Consider the following 21,119-nt stretch of genomic DNA (forward strand, 5'->3'; position numbering starts at 1 on the left):
CAAGAAACTCGGCATGCGCTACCGCATGGCGGTGGTGCCCCTGGACCCCTCACCTATTCGCGGCAGCCACGGCCGCCTCCCCACGAGCGAAGACCTGGACTCCGGACCGCTCATCCTCTGCTCCACCCCCCACGCAGTCACCGGCCACATCAAGGCCACCGAAGTGAAATCACTCCTGCTCCGCCTCGCCGGCCTGCACTGAGGGAACACATCGTGAGCGTCCCCAGGACAGCCATCCGCTCCGTCGACACCAAAGGCCAGTCGCAGTCGACACTCGCGGCCGAGCGACACCCGCAAGCCCAGGACGCGGCGATCACCGCCTGGGCACTCGCCGCCCGCACGGGCGACGCCGTCGCCGCGGATCACTTCATCCGCGGCGTGCAGCAAGATGTCCGCCGCTATGTCGTGTACCTCAGTGACGACCCCCAGGCCGCCGACGATCTGACCCAGGACACCTTCCTGCGCGCCTTCGGCAGCCTGCACCGTTTCGAAGGCCGTTCCTCCGCACGGGTGTGGCTGTTGTCCATAGCGCGTCGTGCTGTCATCGACAGCCTGCGCCACCGGGCCGCTCGTCCCAGGATTTCGGACACCGACAACTGGCAGGCACTCGTTGAACGAGCCCAACCGAAGGGGCTGCCGGGCTTTGACGACGGCATCGCGCTCGCCGACCTTCTTGCCGCGCTGCCGTATGGGCGTCGCGAAGCCTTCGTCCTGACGCAGGTGCTTGAGCTGCCCTACGGCGAGGCCGCCCGCCTCATCGGTTGCCCCATCGGGACCGTCCGGTCCCGCGTGGCCCGTGCCCGGATGTCGTTGATGGGTCTCCTTGAGGAAGAGACGACGTCGGCTCCGTCGGCACGGCGGGTGCCGGACGGTCCAGCCGACGGTGCTTCACGAAGGCGAAGGATTCATTGGTGTAGACCTATTGATACCAGAAGGTAACTGGTCTAAACCTCTTGACCCTCTTGGTGAGCCGGAGGATGGTAAGGGGCGCTGACTGAACAGTTCATGTCGCAACTCTCCCTCCCCTCACGATCATTGGCGCGGGGCGGTCCCGAAAGGCGCAAGCGCGGGGTCCCGCCATGCCGTTTTGAGGAGTCGATATGGCACTAAGGCGTTCCGTCACTGGGGTCGTCGCACTGGCCCTCCTTGCCGCATGTCTGATCGTCCTGCGTGGCGCCCCTGGCGCCGCGGCCGCTGCGAACAACGCACCGCCTGGAGTCGTGCCTGCCCTTCAGCAGTGGACCGGCGGGACCGGTCAACTCACCCTCACCTCGTCAAGCCGCGTGGTTGTGCCCGCGGGAGCCCCGGCGGCAGTCAAGAAGCAGGCATCTCAAGTGGTCGCGGAATTCGCCGAGTTGACCTCGTTGCGACTCAGAGTTGCCACGGGCGGTCCGGCCGAGGGTGACATCGCGCTACGTATTGATGCCGACGCCGACTTCGGCGCCGCCAAGCCGGCACTGCGCGCCGAAGCGTACCGGCTGAAGGTCGCCGACGGCTCCGTCGACATCGTGGGCGGCGGTGACAAAGGGCTGTACTACGGCACCCGTACGCTCCTGCAGGCTGTCCTTGCCTCGCCCGATCACGCGAGCCTGCCGGTCGGCACCGCTGTCGACTATCCGAACTATGCGGTGCGGGGCTTCATGCTCGACGTGGGTCGACGCTACCTCACACCCGACTTCATCAAGTCCTACCTACACTGGATGGGCTGGCTCAAGCTCAACACCTTGCAACTGCATCTGAACGACAACGAAATCCACGCACCTGACGGCGACTGGTCCAAGGCCATCTCCGCGTTCCGACTCAAGAGCACCAACCCGAAGTTCGCCGGTCTCGGAGCGGAGGAGGGCTACACCCGTCAGGACTGGGACTCCTTCGAGGATGTCGCTGCCACCCATAGCGTCACCATCGTCCCGGAGATCGACTCTCCGGCGCACTCCCGGGCCTTCATCAAGTTCAAGCCCGAACTGGGCCTGAACAACGGCAACTCCGACCATCTGGATTTGAGCAAGCCGGAGACCGCCGACTTTATGAAGACCGTGTTCGCCGAATTCGTCCCCTGGTTCCGAGGGCCCGCCGTCCATATCGGCATCGATGAGTACCCCGCGAACCAGGCGGAGCAGTTCAAGAAGTACGTCAACACCATGGCTCCGTACGTGCGGTCGCTCGGCAAGAAGGTCCATGCCTGGGGGAGCTTCACCCGGATGTCGGGAGGCGGCGCGGGCTACGACAAGGGCATGGCCATCAACAGTTGGAACAACGGCTGGTACTCGCCGAAGGCCGCCATCGCCGACGGGTACAAGGTCATCAACTCCAACGACAACCTGCTCTACGTCGTGCCCTTCGCGGACTATTACCACGGCCAAGGACTCGACGGCGCGGACATCCTCAAGAACTGGGAGCCGAACATCTTCGGCGGCGATCAGAACCTCGCGGCCCAGGACCCGAACCTCCTCGGAGCCATGCCCGCCGTATGGAACGACCTGGTCCGCGCGGACTACACCGAGCTGCAGATGCACGGCCTCATCGACAAGAGCTTCGACGCCCTGGCGCAGAAGATGTGGTCCGGAGGCACGGCAGGGACTGACTACGCCGCTTTCCAGGACAGGGTGGCCCGCGTCGGCAGAGGCCCTGGCACCGCCTACCTCAGTCCCGACCGCGTCCCGGGTGACCTGGCATACCGGCGCCCGGTATCAGCGTCCTCCGTGGAGACGTCCGCCTTTCCGCCCTCCCATGTGGTCGATGGCAACGATTCCACCCGGTGGTCGAGTCAGTACAGCGACGACGAGTGGGTGAGCGTGGATTTGGGCCGCGAACGGCGCATTAGCTCCGTCCGCCTGAACTGGGAGGTCGCGTACGGCAAGGACTACGACATCCAGGTGTCCAGCGACGGCCGCGACTGGCGGACCGTTGCCGAACGCCGGGGCCGCACCACCGCCGGAACCGACACGGTGTCCTTCTCCACCGCCACCGCCCGCTACGTGCGCATGCACGGCATCACGCGCGGCACCGGATACGGCTACTCCCTCTACTCCCTGGGGGTCTTCGCCTGAGCCGGCCCAAGCTCATCTTCTGCCTCACCGACGATGCCACCGCGCGCGACGCCTACGCCCGCAACAAGCTCAGAGGCACCCGGTAGATGGCTTGATAACGGATGAGTAACACGGCGGGAGGAGCCTGTGTGCCCACGCTCCTTGGCGATGACAGGTCCATCAGGAGCCCCTGGCCGCTCACTGTGGTGCAGTGGCTCCTCTCGCCGTACCGGAGCCCTTCATGGCACGCCACTCAGCAGGCAAGCACCGTGCTCGCCTCCGCCCGCTTCTGGGCAGTCCGAAAATCGCTCGCTACCTCGAAGCCCGAAGGGCGTGGGTGGCCTTGGCCGCTGCTACCACTTGCATAGCCAGCGGGGCCGGTGTTGCCGTCAGCCAAGGCAACGACCGAGGTGCCCCCGCCGTGCAGGCCGCGGATGAGATGCCCTCGTCATCTGTCACGAAGCCACAGCCGGTGGCCGCCTCATCGGCTTCGCCCAAGGCGGATCACACGGCGCGGAAGCCGAAGCCGACCACGAAGACGCCGAAGGACACGGCGACCCGCAAGGCGTCGAAGGCACCGAAGACACAGAAGCCGCGCAAGCCCACGAAGCCCACACCGCCCCGTCCCAAGCCGACACCGTCGACCCCTTCGCGCCCTTCCCCCACGCCATCCGCCGAGGAGGGGAAGGAGCAGTCACCGGAATCCCTCATGGTGACCTTGCTCAACGAGAAGCGTCGTGCGCTCGGGATACCCGAAGTCCGGGAGAACCCCGCCAATGTGGAAGCCGCCCGCCGCTGCGCGCAGGGGAACGTGGACGCCGGAACCTTTGGGCACTGTGGCCACGAGGTCCTCTACGCGGGAGGCAACAACCCGCAAGCAATCATCGACGCATGGTTCAGCAGCCCTGCGCACAAACAGGCTCTGACCTACGATTCCTCGCGCAATGCCGGCGCGGCCATCATCGACCGAGGCGACGGTTCGGTGCTCGTCGCTCTGGACATCGACTACTAGCCCGCCGTTTGGTCGGCCACTCGGTCACGCGCACGTCGGCCAGAACCTGTTGATGTTTCACCACGTGGATCTCGCCTGGCACGTCAGGACGCCGGGCGAGATGCGCGAGGGGCCAGAGCGAGTCGACCACATGCCGAGTGGCGCCCGGCGACAGGTGTGCGTCTCCCGCAGCGGCCGCCCGTACCGCCCGTATGAGCTCGCCCTGTGCCGAGTCCTTCATCGGGGTCCCGGCACCGCCATGGCTCAGCGTGCGCAGCACGTTCTCCCGCTCCCCGAAGGTCGTGAGGATCAGCGGCCGCACGGATGGAACGGCCCGCTGCAGCTCCGCCAACGTGGGCAGTCCGTAACGCAGTTCCTCCGACGGCCTGCACTGACTCCGGGGAGTCACGTTGGCTGAGCGGGCGTCGAGGGATGGCTTCTCGGAGGGCCATCACAGGCGGCTCACCTGCGAAACTCGCTACTTACCCCGCATGTCAGCTTCCTTGACGGCACCCACGTCGGCGGACAGCGTGGCCTACGAGCGCACCGGATCGACGCCTTCGGCGTCCAGGACCGCGATGACCTGCGGACCCACCCGCGTCAGTGCCACCAGGTCCCGCTCCAGCATCCGCAGTCCGTCGACATCGATCCGTGTCATCACTTCGCCCAGTGCCGCGCCATCCGTGGCCGCGATGATGAGGCGGGCCATCCGGGGTGTCAAGCCGTCCTCGACCAGGGCCGCGTGCCAGCGGGAGTCGGTCTCCTCGAGGTAGAGCCGTACCGCGGGCAGGCCGATGAGCTGTGCCAGGAGCAAGTGCGCGTCGCTCGCCTCGTCTGAAGGTCTGATCGCGGCGAACGCCACCCGGATGTAGGAGCGGGCCAGGCGCCCGGGGCCGGTGTCCTCCTTGGGTACACCGGCTGCCACGTCGGCCTCGAAGCTGCCGAAGAGGCTCTCCGCCAGGGCGACGAGCAGCCGCTCGCGCGAGGGGAAGTGGTGCATCAGTCCCCCCTTGGAAACCCCGGCCTCGCGTGCGATCGCGTCGAGCGAGACGTTTTGCCCCTTGGTACGCACGGCTTCTGCCGCCGCGAGCAGGATCTGGTGCCTGGTGCGTTCGGCGTCTCTGATCTGTCCCATGACCGACTCCCTAAAGTTACGGCACACGTTACCAACCGACCAGGCGGATTGTTACGGTGAAGGTGCGGCACCTCTCCAGGGCCTCCGGGACGGGCCGTTGCGCCGGGCGGGGGGCGGAGGTACGCCGCCCCGGCACTTTCTGCCCTCGCCGGATGCGCACCGAGGGGTTGCCCTGGTCCGCCGTCGTATCCGAATGCAGAGGAGACGCATCCCATGACCACTGACCTTGCCGCCGTGGGCCCCGTGGAGACCGTGCTGGTGATCGGTGCCGGAGTCGCGGGCAGCGCTGCCGCCTACTGGCTCGACCGCAACGGTTTCGACGTCACGATGATCGAGAAGCGCGCCACCACCGACTCCCACCTCGGATACCTGACGGACATGAAACCGGCCGGAGTGGAAGTCCTGCGGCGGATGGGGCTGTTCACCGCCGTGTTCGAGGCGTCGGTGCCGATTCACACACTGCGTGTGGGCATCACCCGGAACCGCACCGTGGACATTCCGATGTCCTCGTCGAAGTCGCAGGGACACCGGGTGGTGCGCCGGGGCACGGTGACCCAGCTCGTGCACGACGCGGCGGCGGCACAGCCGGGGATTCGCGTGGTCACCGGCACCACTGCCACCCGGATCGCGGACGGGGCCGATGGGGTCGAGGTGACCTTCGATGACGGTGCCACCGCCCGGTACGACCTAGTGGTCGGCGCCGACGGCCTGCACTCGCGCACCCGGCGCCAGGTTTTCGGCGAGGACGACACCGCCCTGATCCGCCGCGGGCTCTACCACATCTTCATCAACGTCGCCGCCACGAAAGAGCTCACCTCGTACGAGGCCACCATGGCCACGGAGGGCGAGCTGCTCACGCTCGCCTACCCCGGGGGCGACCAGCACATGGTGGCCACCACGACGCCCGAACATCCCGGCGAGGACAGTGAAGCCCTGCGGTCCCATGTGCTGAAGGTGCTGCGGGCCGGCGGCAAGGCGATCCGGCCCTTCGCCGAAGCCGTGGCCGCGGCCGCGAGCGACGACATCTACATGTCGGAGTTCTCCCAGGTCCGCCTGGACCACTGGTCATGCGGCCGGGTCGTCCTCGCCGGAGACGCCGCCCACTGCATGGACCCGAGGTCGGGCCAGGGCTTGAACACGGCACTGCTCGGCGCCTACACCCTTGCCGGGGAACTCCGCAGGGCCGGCGGCGACCATGTGGCGGCCCTCCGTTCCTACGAGGACCGGCTCCGCCCCTTCACCCGCCTCAAGCAGGACACCGTCGCGCGGTCCGCGCTGTACTCCAACGGCCAGGGCCTGCGCGAGCAACTGCCGCTGGCCGCCAAGGGACTGGCCGAGGTCGCCTCCACCGTCCTGGGCATGCGGCCCCGTCAGGTGCTCGGTGCGCTGCGGGCCCGACCCTTGGAGTACGGGCTCTGACCGGCCACACATCGGACCGAGTCTCCGTCCTCGTTCGACGGAGTCGTCACCGCCGCCGACCGGGTGCGGTCCTGACCTGTGACCTGAGGAGCGTCGAGCAGGTGGTGATCGCGTCAGGCACCCGTAGTGTCGACGTGGCGGCTCAGGCAGGCGGTGGATCAACCGCAGCAGCGTCGACCTGTTCACTCCGGCAGCCGGATCCTGGGACAGGCGGGCGCCGAGGCGGCCGGTGAGCATCACCGTCACACGCTCCAGCACCCTTCGCGGGCCGGAGCTGCGTCTTCCGTACCGGATGGTCAGTCCGTCGACCTGCTCGGCGAACGTCGCTTGCCCGCACGGCGAGTACGCCAACGTCACCGTCGACTCAAGCGAGCCTGCCAAGCCGCCCTTCGACCCGGCTTAGACCTACCGGATCGACACCGGGAACGGCCGCGTGCTCGCCCAGGTCTCCGGCGCCTCCTCCACGACCGGGGTCAAGGCGACCCAGTGAACCTGCAACGGAGGCGCCAACCAACGCTGGCTGGTCACCAGGCCGGCGAACGGCGCGTACACCAATGCCTCGGCAAGGAGCGGACTGCTGCTCACTACCGCCTCGACGTCCGATAATTCCCCGGTGACCCAGGAGGCGAACGTCGACTCGCCCCGGCAGCACTGGACGATCAGATGACGGGCCCCTGCACCGCTGCGGACGCGAGTAGCGGCTAAACGATCCACCAGGCGGCGGATTCGGTCGGTTGCTTGTCGTCCGGCGACTCGGGGGCGGAGGAGAGGAGAAGCGTCGCCCCGGGCGGTGTCGGGACGGTGCATGGACCACAGTTGACCGTGCAGAGCAGGCCGCCCCTGCGGAAGGACAGCACACCGTCGGGGGTGTCCGGGACCTTGTCCCAGACCAGGCCGCCGTCTCGCAGGTCGGGGATGGCCGAGCGCAGCGCGAGGGCGGCCCGGTACAGATTCAGCGTGGACTCGCCGCGCAGGTCTTGCTCGGCGGCTCCGTACGAGCTGAACCAGTCCGGCTGGGGCAGCCACGCGGCGTCGGCGTCGGTGAAGCCGTACGTGGGTTCGCTGCCGTGCCAGGGGAGGGGGACGCGGCAGCCGTCCCGCCCTCGGCGTGCTCCGCCGGAGCGGTGGTACATCGGGTCCTGCAGGGCCGATGTCGGCAGGTCGACCACTTCGGCCAGGCCCAACTCCTCGCCCTGGTACAGATAGACCGAGCCGGGCAGCGCCAGCATCATGAGCAGGGCGGCGCGGGCTCGGCGTTCACCGAGGGCCGTGTCACCGGGTTGGCCGCCGGGCTCGCCGCCCGCGTAGCGGGTCACGGCGCGTGGCATGTCGTGATTGTTGAGGACCCAGCTCACGGCGGAGCCGGCGGCGGTGACGGCTTCCAGGCCGCGGCGGATGACGTCATAGAAGGCCGCGGCGTTCCATTCGGTGCGCAGGAACTCGAAGAAGAAGCTCTGGTGGAGCTCGTCCGGGCGTTGGTAGAGGGCCACTTGGCGCGGGTCGAGGACGCCGATTTCGCCGACCAGAACACGAGCGCGACCGTCCCGGTGCTCGTAAGCGTCGGTGAGGGCTCGCCAGCGGCGCCAGACGTCATGGACCTCGGGGCGGTTCCAGGCGGCAGAGTTGACGGGGTCTCCGGTGATCTCGTCGAGTGTGGCGTGGGGATCGTCGGGCAGTCCCTGCTGCTTGTGGAGGCCGTGAGCGACGTCGATGCGGAAGCCGTCCACGCCCAGGTCGAGCCAGAAGCGAAGGACCGAGTCGAAGTAGTCGCCGACGCGCGGGTCGGCCCAGTTGAAGTCGGCCTGTTCGGGAGCGAAGGAGTGCAGGTACCACTGGCCTGGGGTGCCGTCGTCGTCAGTCGTGCGGGCCCATGAAGAGCCGCCGAAGATGGAGCGCCAGTTGTTGGGCGGTTCGGCGTCCTCGGGGCCGCGGCCGTCGGCGAAGTGGAACAGGGCGCGCTCGGGGCTTCCCGGGGCAGCGGCGAGTGCCGCCTTGAACCAGGGATGCTCGACGGAGCAGTGGTTCGGGACGATGTCGGCGAGGACGCGCAGGCCCAGCGCGTGGGCTCGGGCGATGACGCGGCGCATCATGTCCAGGTCGCCGAAGCGGGGGTCCACGTCGTGGTAGTCGGCGATGTCATAGCCGTGGTCGTGCTGGGGCGAGGGGTAGAACGGGCTCAGCCAGATGGCGTCCACTCCGAGGCGGCGCAGGTAGGGGAGGCGCTGGAGCAGTCCCCCGAGATCGCCGGTGCCGGTGCCGGTGGAGTCGTGGAAGCTGCGGACGTAGATCTGGTAGACGACCGCCGTGCGCCACCAAGGGTCTTGGCGAGTGGCGGGGAGGGTGAGCCGGGCGGTGACGGTATGGGGTGCGGTGGTGGTCATGCGGGTGCGCTTGGCTTTCCGGGAAGGGTGTGCAGGGGGGTGTCAAGGACGACGCGGAGTGGTGGTGAGGGAAAGAGACTGGCGGCAGTGGGCCTCGCCGCAGCCGTCACTCCTTGAGCGCTCCCGCGTTTCCGCCGCGCACGAAGTGGCGCTGGAAGACGAAGAAGACGATGGCGACCGGGATGGTGGCCAGCAGCGCCGCGGTGAGCTTCAGCGGGTATCGGGTGCCCGAGCCCAGGCCCCCGGAGACGAACTGGGCGAGCCCTGTGGTGAGGGTGGCGTGTTCGGAGGACTGCGTGGTGACGACGAAGTGCGTGAACTCGTTCCACGAACCCTGGAAGGACAGGATGGTGAGCGTGATCAGGGCGGGCTTCGCCATCGGCAGGACCACCGACCAGTAGATGCGCAGCACACCGGCACCGTCGACCCGGGCCGCCTCTTCGATCTCGCGCGGTACGGACTCGAAGAACTGCTTCATGATGAAGATGCCGACGGCATCCACGAGCAGCGGCACGATCATGGCCGTGTAGGTGTCGTAGATGCCCAAGTACTGGACCACGAGGAACTTGGGGATCATCAGGACGACGCCGGGAACGGCCATCACGGAGATGAGCAGTACGGTCAGCAGGCCACGGCCGCGGAAGCGCAGGCGGGCCAGGGCGTAGCCGGCGAGCGAGTCGAAGACGACCCGACCGACCGTGACCACCAAAGAGACAAAGAGGGAGTTGCCCAGCCACGTCGGGAACGCCGCGCCCTCGGAGCCGCTGAACAGCTGGCGGTAGGTGGCCACGGTGAACGGATTGGGCAGAAGGCTGAGCGGCGACGCGGCGGCCTGCGGGTCGGTCTTGAAGGTCGTCACGACCTGAATGACGAACGGCATCAGAAAGGCGAGCGCCACCAGCGACATGACCAGCGTGGCGACGAGCCGGAGCCTGCCCCGTGGGTCTCGTCGTGTCGCGTGCCCCTGCGTTGTCGTACTCGACGTACTCGAAGCAGTCATCGGGCGGCCCTCCTTGGACGCAGCCGTCGTCGGCCGTCCCGCTCCCGCAGCACGAGGCGCTGCACGCCGGTCATCACGAGGATGATCGCCAGCAGGACGAAGGAGATCGCAGCTCCGGTCCCGTACTGCGCGTCCTTGAAGCTCACGCTGTAGGAGAGGAACGCGGGGGTCAGCGTCGTGTTCGCGGGCTGTCCCTGGCTCATGACATACACCTGGTCGAAGACCTGCCAGGTGCCGATGAGGCCGAGCGTGATCACCAGGAAGAGGATGGGGCGCAGCGCGGGAAGGATCACGTGGCGCAGCGTCTGCCAGCGGTTCGCGCCGTCGAGCCGCGCCGACTCCAGTTGCGCCTCGGGAATGTCCTGAAGCGCGGCCAGGAACATCAGCATGAAGGTGCCGGACGTCGTCCAGACCACGAGCATGATGATGGTGCACATCGCGATGGAGGGCCCGGAGAGCCACTCCCACCAGGACAGGCCGAGCACGCCGTGGTCGGCCAATGCGGCGGGCGGAGAGCTCGGGTCGACAAGGCCGACTCCGTCGAGCGCCACCCACACCAGTCCTCGCGCGTCCGTGAACCAGTTGGGGCCCTGGACGCCCACCCACTTGAGCAGGCTGTTGACAGCTCCGCTGCTCTGGAACAGGAAGAGGAACACCGTGGAGACGGCGATGGAGCTGGTGACGGACGGGAAGTAGAAAGCCGTTCGGAAGGCTCCCTTGCCCTTGAGGCGACGCTGGTTCACGGCGAGGGCGAGGCCCAGTGCGAGCGCGGTCTGGAGGGGCACTGCCAGGAGGACGTAGTAGAGGTTGTTCCGCAAGGACGTCATGAAGAGCGTCCGGGTCAGACCGTCCTCGGCGAACAGACCCTGATAGTTGTCAAGGCCGACGAAGTCGGCCGCTCCCGAGAACGGGTTCGACTGGCCATCCCAGTCCAGCAGGCTCACCCACAGAGCCATGATGACCGGCACCGCCAGGAACAGGCCCAGGACCAGGACCATGGGGCTGACGAAGATCCAGCCCCACACTCCTTGACGGCCGTCTCGACGTGGCTTGCAGAGGCGGGCGAGACGACCCGGAGCACGACGTTCCCCGCCGGGTTCGGACCCTGTTCCCGGCTCCGATTCCGTGGTGGTACTCATCGCCCGTTCCCGCCCAGGACCGATGCGCCGTTCTTCTGCAAGTCGTCCAGGAGCTGCGCCGGGTCCTTGTCCGCGAGTCCGGCGAGGGACGTGTTGAACTCGGCCATCACCTGCCGCATGCCGGGGGCGGAGACCGGCAGTTGGGCGTACGAGGCTCCGCTCGCCCACGCCGCCGACTCGGGATTCTGGCGCCTGTACTTGTCGAGCAGCGTCTGCTTCGACGGCATCACGCCGACCACTTTGGCGAACGTCAGCTGACTGCTGTCGCTGGTCAAGTGATTGACGAGGTCGACGGCGGCGGCCTGATGCCTGCTCTTGGCGGCGATGCCCCAGCAGTTGGTGAACGCCATCGTGCCTTTGCCGCCGGGCCCCTCGGGAAGCGGGACGACTTTGTACGAGGTGTCGGGGAAGTCCTTTTCCATCATCCCGGCGAGCCAGTTGCCCTCGATGGTCATCGCGGCCTTGCCCTTGCCGAACGCCTCGCCGCCCCACCCGGAGTCCAGGGCCTTGGGGAACTTGAGCACGCCCTGCGTGAGGAGCTTCTTCACGTACGTCAAAGCCCTGACGTTCGCCTTGTCGGTGGCCGTCATCTTCTTCTGGTCAGGGCTGGTGAGCCACGAGCCGGACTGCTTGAAGAAGGCTCCGAGCTGGTTGTAGTCGGCGTTGACGGTCAGGCCGGTGACGCCGCTCTTGGTGAGCTTCTTGGCCACTTTCGCCAGGTCGTCCCACGTCTTGGGATAGTCGGCTTCGGTGAGCCCGGCCTTCTTCCACAGGTCGGTGTTGACGGCGAGCCCCAGCGTCGACTGGTCCTTGGGCGCGCAGAACAACTTGTCGTCGTACGTGAAGGCCCTGGTCAGCAGCGGACTGAACGCCTTGCTGTCCTTGAGCTTGTCTCCGTAGGCGTAGAGGGAGCCACGCTGGGCGTACGTGGAGAACTGTTCCCCCGACGTGTAGAAGACGTCCGGCGGGTTGTTGCCGGCGAAGGCCTGGCCGAGCTGTTGGTCGATGTTCTGCGCGACGTCCACCGTGACGGAGTTGCCCGTCTTCTTGGCCCACGCGTCTGCGGCCCGCTTCACCGCAGCAGTCTCGGGGCTGCCGGAGGTGGCGATGAGAACCTTGATCTTTTGCTTGCCCGAGGTGTCCTGGCTCGATCCCTGGTCGAATCCCGACGAACAGGCCGTGGCCAGCAGAGAGACCGCCAGTCCGCAGGCGACGAGGGGCAGTTTGGTGCGGCTCATGATCGTTCCTAGCTGTGAGTGCGAGTGCCGTGGTGCGAGGGGAGTGCGCCTCTGGCGAAGGCGTGCTCGGCCGGCTGGATCAGATGTCCGTCACGACCCCCGTTCCGGAAGGGCCGGAGCTGTCCCTGATGACGAGCCGGGGCGTCAGCAAGAGGTGCTCGGTGGGGCGCCGGGGTTCGCTGATCCGCGCGAGAAGCATCCGCACGCATTCCCCGGCGACCTGCTCCAGGGGCTGCTCAACGGAGGTGAGGGTCGGCGCGAGGAGTTCCGCGAAGGGGGAGTCGTCGAAACCGGTGACCGCGACGTCGGTGCCGGGCTGCAGTCCACGCTCCCGCAGCGCGTCGTAACAGCCGAGCGCCAGCGCGTCACTGACAGAAACCACTGCGGTCGCGTCCTCGTCGAGGAGCGTGGCCGCGGCCTGCCGGGCGGCTTCGGTCGAGTTCGAAGCGGCCCCGCGCAGCCCGCGTACCGGCAGACCGTGGCGTTTCATGGCGCGCTGCCAGCCGGCGACTCGGTTGTCGCCGGTGCCGCTGCCGGCGGGCCAGCCCAGCAGGCCGATCCGCTCGTGCCCCGCGAGGACCAGGTGTTCGGTCGCCGCTTCGATGCCCGCCGCGCCATCGACGTCCACCCAGTCGCCGAAGTCCTGTTCACTCCAGGACCGGCCGAAGGCGACGAAGGGCACGGACTTGTCGTGCAGCCAGCGGTGGCGCGCGTCGTCCTTCCGCGTGCGGTCCAGTACGAACGCGTCGACGGCCCGCTCCCGCAGCAGCTCGTCGTATCGCTCGACCTCCTCCTCGGGGGAGTCGGCGGAGAAGACCAGGAGCCGGTAGCCGGTCGCGGCCGCGAGCGCGTGCAGGAAGCGGTCCTGCACCGCGTTGGAACGGCCGGCCACGCTGCGTTCCAGCGCGTAGCCGATGGTCCGCGACTCGCGGCGGCGCAGCGATCGGGCCGCGGTGTGCGGCCGGTACCCCAGTTCCTTGATGGCGGCGTTCACGCGGGCCAGCGTCTCGGGCCGGAGGAGCTCGGGGTTGTTGAGCGCGTTGGACACCGTCTGTTTGCCGACTTGGGCAAGGCGGGCGACGTCCGCCATCGTCGGGGGCCGCGATCGCGACGGGGAAGCCCCTTGAGGGCTGTCATGGGTCATTTCGGTCCACACGGAAGGTCGGGTACGGTGTCTGCATGTTGACATTTGGATCGATCCAATACTTGCTTGGATCGATCCAATCCCTGAAGTGATCCTGACTGTACACACCACATCCGGCAAAAAAGAAGGCCAAGGGTCCGTCTAGATGTCGCAGCAGATCCGTCACACGACGCAGTCCACGCCGCAGCCCCAGGGCGTCGAAGGAGTACTTGACCAGCAGCGCGACCGTCCGGCGCCTGCCTCGGAGCCCGGCTGCCAGCCCTTCGTCCACGACGCCACTCTGGCGATCTGGGCCCCCTCTTTCGTGGCGTCGCGGCCGGACGGGAACATGACAGCGCCCGTAGACGGCTTCTACCACGGTGACCGGCGCTTCCTCCGTTCCCTGCGCGTCACCGTCGACGGCGTCCACCTCGCTTCGACGAGCTACGCCGCCGAGTCCGCCAGCCGAGTCACGTACGACGCCGTGCTCCGCGGCGTGGCACAGCAGACCGCCGACCCGGCGGTGACCCTGCGTCGCGAGCGCACGGTTGTTCCGGGACGCTTCACCGAGAATCTGTCCCTCACCAACAACGGCTCGCTTCCCGCCCGGTTCACCCTGCGTGTCACAGCCGAGGGCGACTTCGCTGCCATGGACGCGGTCAAGGAGGGTGCGACGACGTCTCTCGTCGCGCCGTACCTTGACGAGAGCCGTTTGACCTGGGCTTCGAGCGGACGCCTGATGTCGCTGTCAGCCCGGACTGCCGGTAGTGAGGCCGCCGGCGTCCCCCACTCCGGTCTCTCGGTGTCCGGGACTCAGGGCATCTTCGCCTTCGACGTCTCCCTCGCCCCCGGCGAGACCTGGACGTGCGAGCTTCTGGGCCGGGCGGACACGGACTCGCCCACCCTGTTCAGCCCGGTGGCCCAGGACGCCCGGCCCTGGGCAGACCTGGGCCTGAGCTGCGCGGACGGTGACTTCACACGCCTGATCGCTCAGTCCGAACAGGACCTGACCCGCCTGCTGCTCGCCGACCCACAGGCTCCCGAAGACCTCTTCGTCGGCGCGGGCGCCCCGTGGTACCTCACCTTGTTCGGCCGCGACTCCCTCTGGGCAGCCCGCATGCTCCTGCCCCTGGGCACCGACCTGGCGGCGGGAACCCTCCGCACCCTGGCCCGCCGCCAGGGCCGCGCCACCGTGCCCTCCACCGAGGAGCAACCCGGCAAGATCCTGCACGAGGTGCGCGCCGAGGCGCAGCAACTGAGCGACGGCAGCCGTCTGCCCGCGCAGTATTACGGGACCATCGACGCCACGCCGCTGTGGATCTCGTTGCTGCACGACGCGTGGCGCTGGGGTATGCCTCCCGAAGAGGTCGAAGCACTGCTCCCGCATCTCGAAGCAGCCCTCAACTGGCTTGTGGAGCACGGAGATCCGGACGGCGACGGTCTGCTGGAGTACATCGACTCCACCGGTACCGGCCTTGCCAACCAGGGCTGGAAGGACTCCGGCGACTCGGTCCGCTTCAGGGACGGCTCCCTGGCCACCGCCCCCATCGCTCTGTGCGAGGTGCAGGCATACGCGCACCAGGCGGCCATGGACGGCGCCGCGCTCCTCGACGCCTTCGCTCGTCCCGGCGGTGATCGCTGTCGCGCCTGGGCCGCACGGGTGCGGGAAGCGTTCCGGCGCGGCTTCTGGGTGTCCGACGAGCATGGCCCCTACACAGCGATCGCGCTCGACGCGGACAAGCGTCCCGTCGACGCCGTCACCTCGGGAATGGGCCATCTCCTCAACACTGGCCTGCTCAACGCCGAGGAGGAACGCCTCATCGCCGACCGGCTCCTGGCCGCGGACCTGGCCGATGCCTATGGGTTGCGCACGTACTCGACCGCCAACGGCGGCTACAACCCCCTCGGCTACCACATCGGCAGCGTGTGGCCCCACGACACGGCCATCGCCGTACACGGCCTGGCCCGCGCCGGATACCCGGATCACGCCCGCCGACTCGCGGAGAACCTGATCGCGGCGGGGCCCGCATTCGACTCCCGCCTGCCGGAACTGTTCGCGGGCATCGCCCGCTCGGCCTCCGCCCGACCGTCGCCCTACCCGGCGTCCTGCCGCCCCCAAGCGTGGGCCGCCGCCTCCTCGGTGGCTGTGCTGCAAGCCCTCCTCGGCCTTGAGGCAGACGTTCCGGCGGGACGCCTGAAGATCCGGCCCGCAGTCAGCAAGCTGCTGCCGCTGAGCGTCTCGGGGTTGAGCGTCGCCGGGCACCCGCTGTCCATCTCCGTCGCCGCGGGCGGCACGGCGCGCGTCGACACATCGGCGCCGCTGCAGGTGAGCACCCTGCCACCGTCCCGAGAGACCTCCACCGTCAGCAGCGGCTGAGCTGCGGCACCCACCAAGCAGGCACGAGGCACGCCACCTTTCCAGTCCCCGCTATCCGGCGTGCCTCGTGCCGTCCCTCGACCGCTCGCACTGTCGTGCCCGGCTGATCCTCATCCGACGGCACGGTGGGCCCGCAGTTCCAGGACCACGGCCTGGGCCGGATCGAGCAGCGGCGCTGCGAGGCCGACAGCGGACAGGGCGGATCCCGGGAGGCGGACCGATCCACGGGTGAGCCAGGGGACGGGCCGTGGAGGGAAGCCGATGGGTATGCCGATCTCCGGGCACGGGGTGACGGTGTAGTGCAAGTCGCCGTCCAGGCCGGGGGAATTGGAGGCGTGCGGGGACAGAAACGGTCGAGCGGGTGAGCTGGACCAGACTGAAGACGGCGTGGCGCGGGTCGGCCGAGACGACGCCGCGTAGCCAGGCGCTCGGACCGGGGTGGTGGGCGTTCACGGTTCGCCCGCCGTGCAGCAGGGGCCTGAGGCGCTTGTGCAGGCTGACCTAGACGGTCAGTTGGGCGAGTTCGGTGTTGGTGCAGGCGGTGAGGTTCCATTCGATGCCTGCGTGTCCGAACAGCGCTGTCGCCGGGCGAAGGCGAGCGAGGTGGTGCGGCCGGTGGTGGGGTCGGGCGCCGCGCCGATGTGGCAGCCCATCAGCTCGGGCGGGACAAGGAGTCCGGTCCAGCGCTGGATCGCCCGTCGCTCGAGTGGGTCGTTGGTGTCGGACGCCCGAAACGGGAAGGGCGGGGCCGGAACGGCGGACGCTGAGGCCACGTTCATGATCGCCCCATTAAATTGATCATCTCGACCTGCCGCAATGGTGCCAATCTGCAGTGGGTGTAGCTCTCCCCGGGGGACGCCTGCGGTTCAGACCGTGAGGTCGTAGTCGTGCTGGTCAGAGGTGGAATAGAGCCGTTCGTGCTCGCAGGCGAGATGGAAGGCGAAGTAGGCGTCGAGGTCACCGTTGTCCTTCACCGCCCGAAGTTTGAGGACGGCATCGGCGCCGCTCAGCCCCCACCTTGCCCCGGTGATCTCCAGACGGTCGCCGATGAGATGCCTGCATGCGCCCTCGATCGGGCCGGTGGCGATCGGCCGGCCCTCGGCCAACGCGGTGTCGTAGCAGAGTTGGTCAAGGTGGCCGGCCAGGTAGCGGACGCAGGTGTCTGCGGCTTCGCGTTTCGCTCCGCGCGGGCCGGCCCGCTCCGCCTGCGCGGTGATCTCCGCGGCGGCGCGGCTGGCTCGGCCGTGGAGGATCGTGGTCAGATGCCCGGCGACCCAGGCTTCGGCTGCCGGGGTGCCGGGCCGGTGGAAGCTGTGCGCGGCAGCCCAGACGTACTCGCTGACGTGCACGATGTCGAGCAGGACCTGCACGGTGATCCCGCGCCGGTCGGCTTCGGCGAGGATCAGGTCGAGTTGGTGGCGGGTGCCGTCGACCAGGACGACCCAGTTCCGCACGCGGTCGCGGGCCTGGGCCTGATCGAAGGCCGCGGCGATGGTGTGCTCGGGCGGGTGGATGACCGAGCCGGTCAACCACTTCGCCCGCGATTTCGGTCCCTGGCGCGGAGACCGGAGGCCGCTGCGGCCCTCCGGCGGGGCGATGATGTCGTGCGGGCGCCGGGGGGCGGGGTCGGCGTCGAACACGCAGGCCAGCGTGGCCGGCCGCAGACCGGACGGCCGCATCGCGATGCCCTTGCCGTCGACCTGGATCACCAGCGTCGTGGGAGCGGTCGACGGCGTCGGGACGCGACGGGCGTGGAAGCCGTCGATGTCAACGGCCGCGCAGGCGACCAGATGTTCGGCCTGACGTTTGCCCAGGACCTTCCCGCACCGCAGCTCGATCCGCGGCACGATCTGCTTGGCCTGCACCGGCTTCGCGGCGTCGGTAAGGACCTCGATGATGTCCCGGTAGACATCCGGCAGCACCGCAGCCGACAGCCCTTGGCGCCAGTGCGGCACTGTGATCGCCCCGACCACCCGCACCCCGGGGTGCACCGGGTTCTCCGGCTCCGCGCGGCCGGCCACCGGTGCGGTCGCTCCGGACCCGTCCAGATCCATGATCACCTCGGCCACCGTCTCCCGGGCGATCCGCAGCCGCGACCATGTCTCCCGCTCGTCCTCCAGACGGGCCGTCAGCCGGGCGAGCTCCGCTTCGAGCGCCTCCACCCGGGCCCGAGCCGCCGCCTCCCGCGCCTCCAACTCCCGATCAACTACCCCATCAGCGTCGCCTCCTCCACCCACACGGTGGAGACCTGACCACGCCGCCGCCCCTCATGCGCAGTCGTACGTCAGCCCGCCCGCTCATAGGTAAGGACGGTCTTCGGGTGGTTGCCGATCTTGCGTAGGCGCAGCGGGCCGTCCGAGGACTTCACGTCGAAGGAGTACTTGGTCTCCTCCGGCGGGCAGTTGACGGTCCTGGTGCCCTGATCGAGCTTGAAGTTGCTCATGGACAGGTCGTGCTGGTCGATGCCGGAGACAGTGGCGCTGCCCTCGCATCGCGGGCCGGTGCGGGACTCGATGACCACGCGTGCGCGTCTGCCCGGCTCGACCTGGTGGAGGGTCAGCTGCTGGCTGCCGTCCGTGGCTCGCCACCGGCCCACGAACCAGGGGTGGATGGGCTTGTACTCCGTGGCCACCTCGGCGAATCCGGAGCCTTTGCGCCAGGTCAGCGTGGTGGTTTCCAGCATGCCGGGATCGACGAAGTCCACTCGGGCACCACCGTCGCGGATGCGGGCCTTCGGCCAGGCGACGGTGTTGTTGGTCGGGTCGGTGGTCCAGGAGGAGAGGTCCCCGGTGGCGACGGCCGCGATCACCTCTTGCGGTTCTTCGCCGTCCCCGCAGTACGCGCCGAAGCCGGCCGCGAGCCACACGGTGTCCCGGTACGCCTTTGCCCTGATGCCGTGGCACGGTTCGGTGCCGGTCTCATAGACCGTCTTCCGGGCGGACCAGGCGTCGTCAGAGGCGTGGCGATGCTGTGCCTCCAGGCCGCGGCGAGTGAAGCGGAGGGACACCTGCCGACCGTCGGACAGTTCGAGGACGGTGTGGTCGTCGTCGTGCTCCACGACCCGTGAATCAGGCTTGTCCTCGGGTTCGCGGTGGGACGTCGTGTGCTTCGCGCTGCTGGTGGACGATCCCTTGTCCGATTGCTCGGTGCAGCCGCCGACGGCTGCGCCGAGCATCAGCACCGCTACCGCCCACGCCGCTGCGCTCTTCGTCCTCATGCCGTGTCAGCCCCCTGTACGCCGTCCCGCGATGCCCGGGCCGGTAGGTGGCACGAACTCGGCGATGCTAGTCGGTGGGCGGCCCGCCCCGCTCGGCCCCCGGCACGGTGCAGCCCCGGCAGTTCCGTCACTCGTCGAGGACGGCGGCGACCGCACCCGGCCCGGGCCGCCGCCTCCCGCGCCTCCCACTCCCCAATACTGCGTGCCCGTGTGCCCGCACGCGGGCGGTGTGGGCCCGTGCGAGCTCGTCCAGCACCTGTCGATGTTCGATTTCGTGGCGTTGTCCGGGACCGCCCAGGATCGGGTCATCGAATACGTCGATCACCTGCACGAGCACTTCGAGGACCCGGTACGCGTCGTGGGCAGACGCTACGCCGCCCCGACGGCCCCCGGCTTCTCGGCCAGTATGCGGACCGAGTCGATCACGACGTACCGCTATCCCGACGGCACGTTCTGGATGGCGGACGCGGCGTCGCAGCAGGCGGTGGTCGCATGAGTGCCGACCGGCGCTGCCTGAAAGCCGTCGTCACTGGGGGCGGATCGGGTATCGGCCTGGCCACGGCACGTCTGCTTGCCGCCCGCGGCGTGACGGTCGCCGTGCTCGACCTGAAGCCCGATGAGGCTCAGGTTCCCCTGTGGGCCTACCGGGCGGACATCGCGGACGACGCCTCAGTGCGGGCCACGATGCGCCAGGTGGCACAGGACCTGGGCGGCATCGACATCTTGGTCAACAACGCCGAGGTGGGGGCCATCGGCACGGTCGAAGATAACGAAGACACCGAGTGGCAGCGGGTGTTCGACATCAACGTCCTGGGCATGGTGCGCGCCTCCCGTGCCGCCCTGCCGTACCTGCGGGAGTCGAAGCACGCCGTGATCGTCAACACCTGCTCGATCGCGGCCACCGCTGGCTTGCCGCAGCGCGCCCTGTACTCGGCGAGCAAGGGCGCTGTGCTTTCCCTGACTCTGGCGATGGCCGCCGACCACGTGCATGAAGGCGTGCGCGTCAACTGCGTCAACCCCGGTACGGCGGACACGCCGTGGGTGGGGCGGCTTCTCGCCCGGGCCGACGACCCAGCTGCTGAGCGCGCGGCACTCAACGCTCGCCAGCCCATGGGCCGGCTGGTGAGCGCGAACGAAGTCGCCGCCGCCATCGCCTATCTGGCAAGCCCGGCCGCCGCCACTGTCACGGGCACGGCCCTGGCCGTGGACTCCGGCATGCAGGGCCTGCGGTTGCCTCCGGTGGAGCAGTGAGGGGATGCTGTTCGTCCTTGCCCAACGGGGCGCGGGGCGACATATCCCGCGGTTCCGGCTCCGGAGCTCTGCCGCTGCCACCCCGGAGCACCCTGGGCCGCAGCGGCGTCCCGGTCATGACACCGGGACTCGGCGCGGCCTCCCTCGGCGGGCCCTACGTGCCGGTGAGCGAGGAGCACGCCGCCCTGACCGTCGAAGCCGCGTGGGAGGCCGACATCCGCTACTACGAAAACCGCCCCGCACTACGGCCTCGGCTTGTCCGAGCGCCGCCTGGGCAAGTCTCTGCGCGGGAGGCCGAGGGCCGCGTACACCCTCTCGACGAAGGCGGACCGCCTCCTTGAGCTGCTCGAGCCGTAGACCGGCGGCGGTGACGATCTCGCCAGCGGTTTCGGCCTGCCGGCCACTCACAGCCGCATGTGGGACTTCAACGTCGACGGCGTGCGCCGCCCTGGAACGATCGCGTTCCGAGGGCGTCGTACGCGCCAGCGGGGCGGGCATGAACCAAGTGGACATGCTCCCCCGCACTGTCACCGACACGGATGTGGACGCCGTGATGTGCACACGCCGCTACCCCTGCTGGAGCGGCCGCGATGGACGGCCTGCTGCTCGCCGCCGAGCCCGCGGCGGCGACCACAACGCCCGACACGTCGTTTTGAGTGAGTGGACCGTCTGGGCGACGTTCAACGCGGCATGGAACGTTGGCAGCCCGAGTGCCGGGGGTGGCAGGTGCACCTGCTACCACCGGCACCCGGGAGTCCCACTCCAAAAACCCCCCTAACCTCCAGTAACCCCAAACACAGAGGCAGAAAACACACACTG

The 21,119-nt window shown here is 68.6% G+C and carries 17 protein-coding genes and 6 pseudogenes; 10 read left to right on the plus strand and 13 right to left on the minus strand.

Going from position 1 to position 21,119, the window contains the following annotated elements; translation table 11 throughout:
- From ACZ6BG_RS19865 to ACZ6BG_RS19875, 3 genes and pseudogenes are all read left to right on the plus strand, one after another.
- Positions 1–202: pseudogene (locus tag ACZ6BG_RS19865) on the plus strand (alkaline phosphatase family protein); the annotation flags it as partial.
- Positions 203–213: 11 nt separating this feature from the next.
- Positions 214–939, plus strand: coding sequence for a sigma-70 family RNA polymerase sigma factor (locus tag ACZ6BG_RS19870; protein WP_469003063.1), 726 nt, complete (start codon positions 214–216; stop codon positions 937–939).
- 161 nt (positions 940–1,100) lie between these two features.
- Positions 1,101–3,050, plus strand: coding sequence for a family 20 glycosylhydrolase (locus ACZ6BG_RS19875; protein ID WP_469003065.1), 1,950 nt, complete (start codon positions 1,101–1,103; stop codon positions 3,048–3,050).
- 483 nt (positions 3,051–3,533) lie between these two features.
- On the opposite strand, the gene ACZ6BG_RS19880 is transcribed toward ACZ6BG_RS19875, so the two are convergent.
- A complete protein-coding gene (locus tag ACZ6BG_RS19880; RefSeq protein WP_469003067.1) occupies positions 3,534–3,659 on the minus strand; it encodes a hypothetical protein in 126 nt (41 codons plus the stop codon).
- A gap of 79 nt (positions 3,660–3,738) precedes the next feature.
- On the opposite strand from ACZ6BG_RS19880, the gene ACZ6BG_RS19885 reads away from it, so the two are divergent.
- Positions 3,739–4,041, plus strand: a complete 303-nt coding sequence (locus ACZ6BG_RS19885) for a CAP domain-containing protein (RefSeq protein WP_469003069.1) — start codon at positions 3,739–3,741, stop codon at positions 4,039–4,041.
- 115 nt (positions 4,042–4,156) lie between these two features.
- Here ACZ6BG_RS19885 and ACZ6BG_RS19890 read toward each other — a convergent pair.
- Positions 4,157–4,384 (minus strand): annotated as a pseudogene (locus tag ACZ6BG_RS19890) (response regulator); the annotation flags it as partial.
- Between the two features lie 171 nt (positions 4,385–4,555).
- Positions 4,556–5,155, minus strand: a complete 600-nt coding sequence (locus tag ACZ6BG_RS19895) for a TetR/AcrR family transcriptional regulator (RefSeq protein ID WP_469003071.1) — start codon at positions 5,153–5,155, stop codon at positions 4,556–4,558.
- A gap of 213 nt (positions 5,156–5,368) precedes the next feature.
- Here ACZ6BG_RS19895 and ACZ6BG_RS19900 point away from each other — a divergent pair, with 213 nt between their 5' ends.
- Positions 5,369–6,574, plus strand: a complete 1,206-nt coding sequence (locus ACZ6BG_RS19900; protein WP_469003073.1) for an FAD-dependent oxidoreductase — start codon at positions 5,369–5,371, stop codon at positions 6,572–6,574.
- A 517-nt stretch (positions 6,575–7,091) separates the two neighbouring features.
- Positions 7,092–7,241, plus strand: a pseudogene (locus tag ACZ6BG_RS19905) (RICIN domain-containing protein); the annotation flags it as partial.
- A gap of 34 nt (positions 7,242–7,275) precedes the next feature.
- Here the strand turns inward: ACZ6BG_RS19905 and ACZ6BG_RS19910 are convergent.
- The 6 genes from ACZ6BG_RS19910 to ACZ6BG_RS19935 all read right to left on the minus strand — a co-directional run bounded on the left by ACZ6BG_RS19910 (position 7,276) and on the right by ACZ6BG_RS19935 (position 13,747).
- Positions 7,276–8,955 (minus strand): glycoside hydrolase family 13 protein, encoded by a 1,680-nt coding sequence (locus tag ACZ6BG_RS19910; protein ID WP_469003075.1) that lies wholly within the window; start codon positions 8,953–8,955, stop codon positions 7,276–7,278.
- 106 nt (positions 8,956–9,061) lie between these two features.
- Positions 9,062–9,955 carry a carbohydrate ABC transporter permease gene (locus ACZ6BG_RS19915; protein ID WP_469003077.1) on the minus strand — a complete coding sequence of 298 codons (894 nt, stop codon included), beginning with the start codon at positions 9,953–9,955 and terminating at the stop codon, positions 9,062–9,064.
- Positions 9,952–10,953 carry a carbohydrate ABC transporter permease gene (locus tag ACZ6BG_RS19920; protein WP_469003079.1) on the minus strand — a complete coding sequence of 334 codons (1,002 nt, stop codon included), beginning with the start codon at positions 10,951–10,953 and terminating at the stop codon, positions 9,952–9,954. The genes ACZ6BG_RS19915 and ACZ6BG_RS19920 overlap by 4 nt, the downstream gene beginning before the upstream one ends.
- Before the next feature lie 137 nt (positions 10,954–11,090).
- Positions 11,091–12,332, minus strand: a complete 1,242-nt coding sequence (locus ACZ6BG_RS19925) for a sugar ABC transporter substrate-binding protein (RefSeq protein ID WP_469003081.1) — start codon at positions 12,330–12,332, stop codon at positions 11,091–11,093.
- Between the two features lie 79 nt (positions 12,333–12,411).
- Positions 12,412–13,422, minus strand: coding sequence for a LacI family DNA-binding transcriptional regulator (locus tag ACZ6BG_RS19930; protein WP_469003084.1), 1,011 nt, complete (start codon positions 13,420–13,422; stop codon positions 12,412–12,414).
- A gap of 43 nt (positions 13,423–13,465) precedes the next feature.
- Positions 13,466–13,747: a hypothetical protein gene (locus ACZ6BG_RS19935; protein WP_469003086.1), complete on the minus strand. Its 282-nt coding sequence runs from the start codon at positions 13,745–13,747 to the stop codon at positions 13,466–13,468.
- 57 nt (positions 13,748–13,804) lie between these two features.
- Here ACZ6BG_RS19935 and ACZ6BG_RS19940 point away from each other — a divergent pair, with 57 nt between their 5' ends.
- Positions 13,805–15,832: a glycogen debranching N-terminal domain-containing protein gene (locus ACZ6BG_RS19940; RefSeq protein WP_469003088.1), complete on the plus strand. Its 2,028-nt coding sequence runs from the start codon at positions 13,805–13,807 to the stop codon at positions 15,830–15,832.
- Between the two features lie 110 nt (positions 15,833–15,942).
- On the opposite strand, the gene ACZ6BG_RS19945 is transcribed toward ACZ6BG_RS19940, so the two are convergent.
- From ACZ6BG_RS19945 to ACZ6BG_RS19960, 4 genes and pseudogenes are all read right to left on the minus strand, one after another.
- Positions 15,943–16,137 carry a hypothetical protein gene (locus tag ACZ6BG_RS19945; protein ID WP_469003089.1) on the minus strand — a complete coding sequence of 65 codons (195 nt, stop codon included), beginning with the start codon at positions 16,135–16,137 and terminating at the stop codon, positions 15,943–15,945.
- A gap of 204 nt (positions 16,138–16,341) precedes the next feature.
- Positions 16,342–16,611, minus strand: a complete 270-nt coding sequence (locus ACZ6BG_RS19950; RefSeq protein ID WP_469003091.1) for an alpha-galactosidase — start codon at positions 16,609–16,611, stop codon at positions 16,342–16,344.
- Positions 16,612–16,698: 87 nt separating this feature from the next.
- A pseudogene (locus ACZ6BG_RS19955) lies at positions 16,699–17,685 on the minus strand (ISKra4 family transposase); the annotation flags it as partial.
- Between the two features lie 431 nt (positions 17,686–18,116).
- A complete protein-coding gene (locus ACZ6BG_RS19960; protein ID WP_469003095.1) occupies positions 18,117–19,049 on the minus strand; it encodes a hypothetical protein in 933 nt (310 codons plus the stop codon).
- A gap of 193 nt (positions 19,050–19,242) precedes the next feature.
- Here ACZ6BG_RS19960 and ACZ6BG_RS19965 point away from each other — a divergent pair.
- The 3 genes and pseudogenes from ACZ6BG_RS19965 to ACZ6BG_RS19975 form a co-directional block, all read left to right on the plus strand.
- A pseudogene (locus ACZ6BG_RS19965) lies at positions 19,243–19,545 on the plus strand (enolase C-terminal domain-like protein); the annotation flags it as partial.
- Positions 19,542–20,300, plus strand: a complete 759-nt coding sequence (locus tag ACZ6BG_RS19970; protein ID WP_469003097.1) for an SDR family NAD(P)-dependent oxidoreductase — start codon at positions 19,542–19,544, stop codon at positions 20,298–20,300. The pseudogene ACZ6BG_RS19965 and the gene ACZ6BG_RS19970, both read left to right, overlap by 4 nt.
- A gap of 116 nt (positions 20,301–20,416) precedes the next feature.
- Positions 20,417–20,871 (plus strand): annotated as a pseudogene (locus ACZ6BG_RS19975) (aldo/keto reductase); the annotation flags it as partial.
- Between the last annotated feature and the right edge of the window lie 248 nt (positions 20,872–21,119).

Source organism: Streptomyces sp. NPDC041205 (assembly GCF_055591765.1).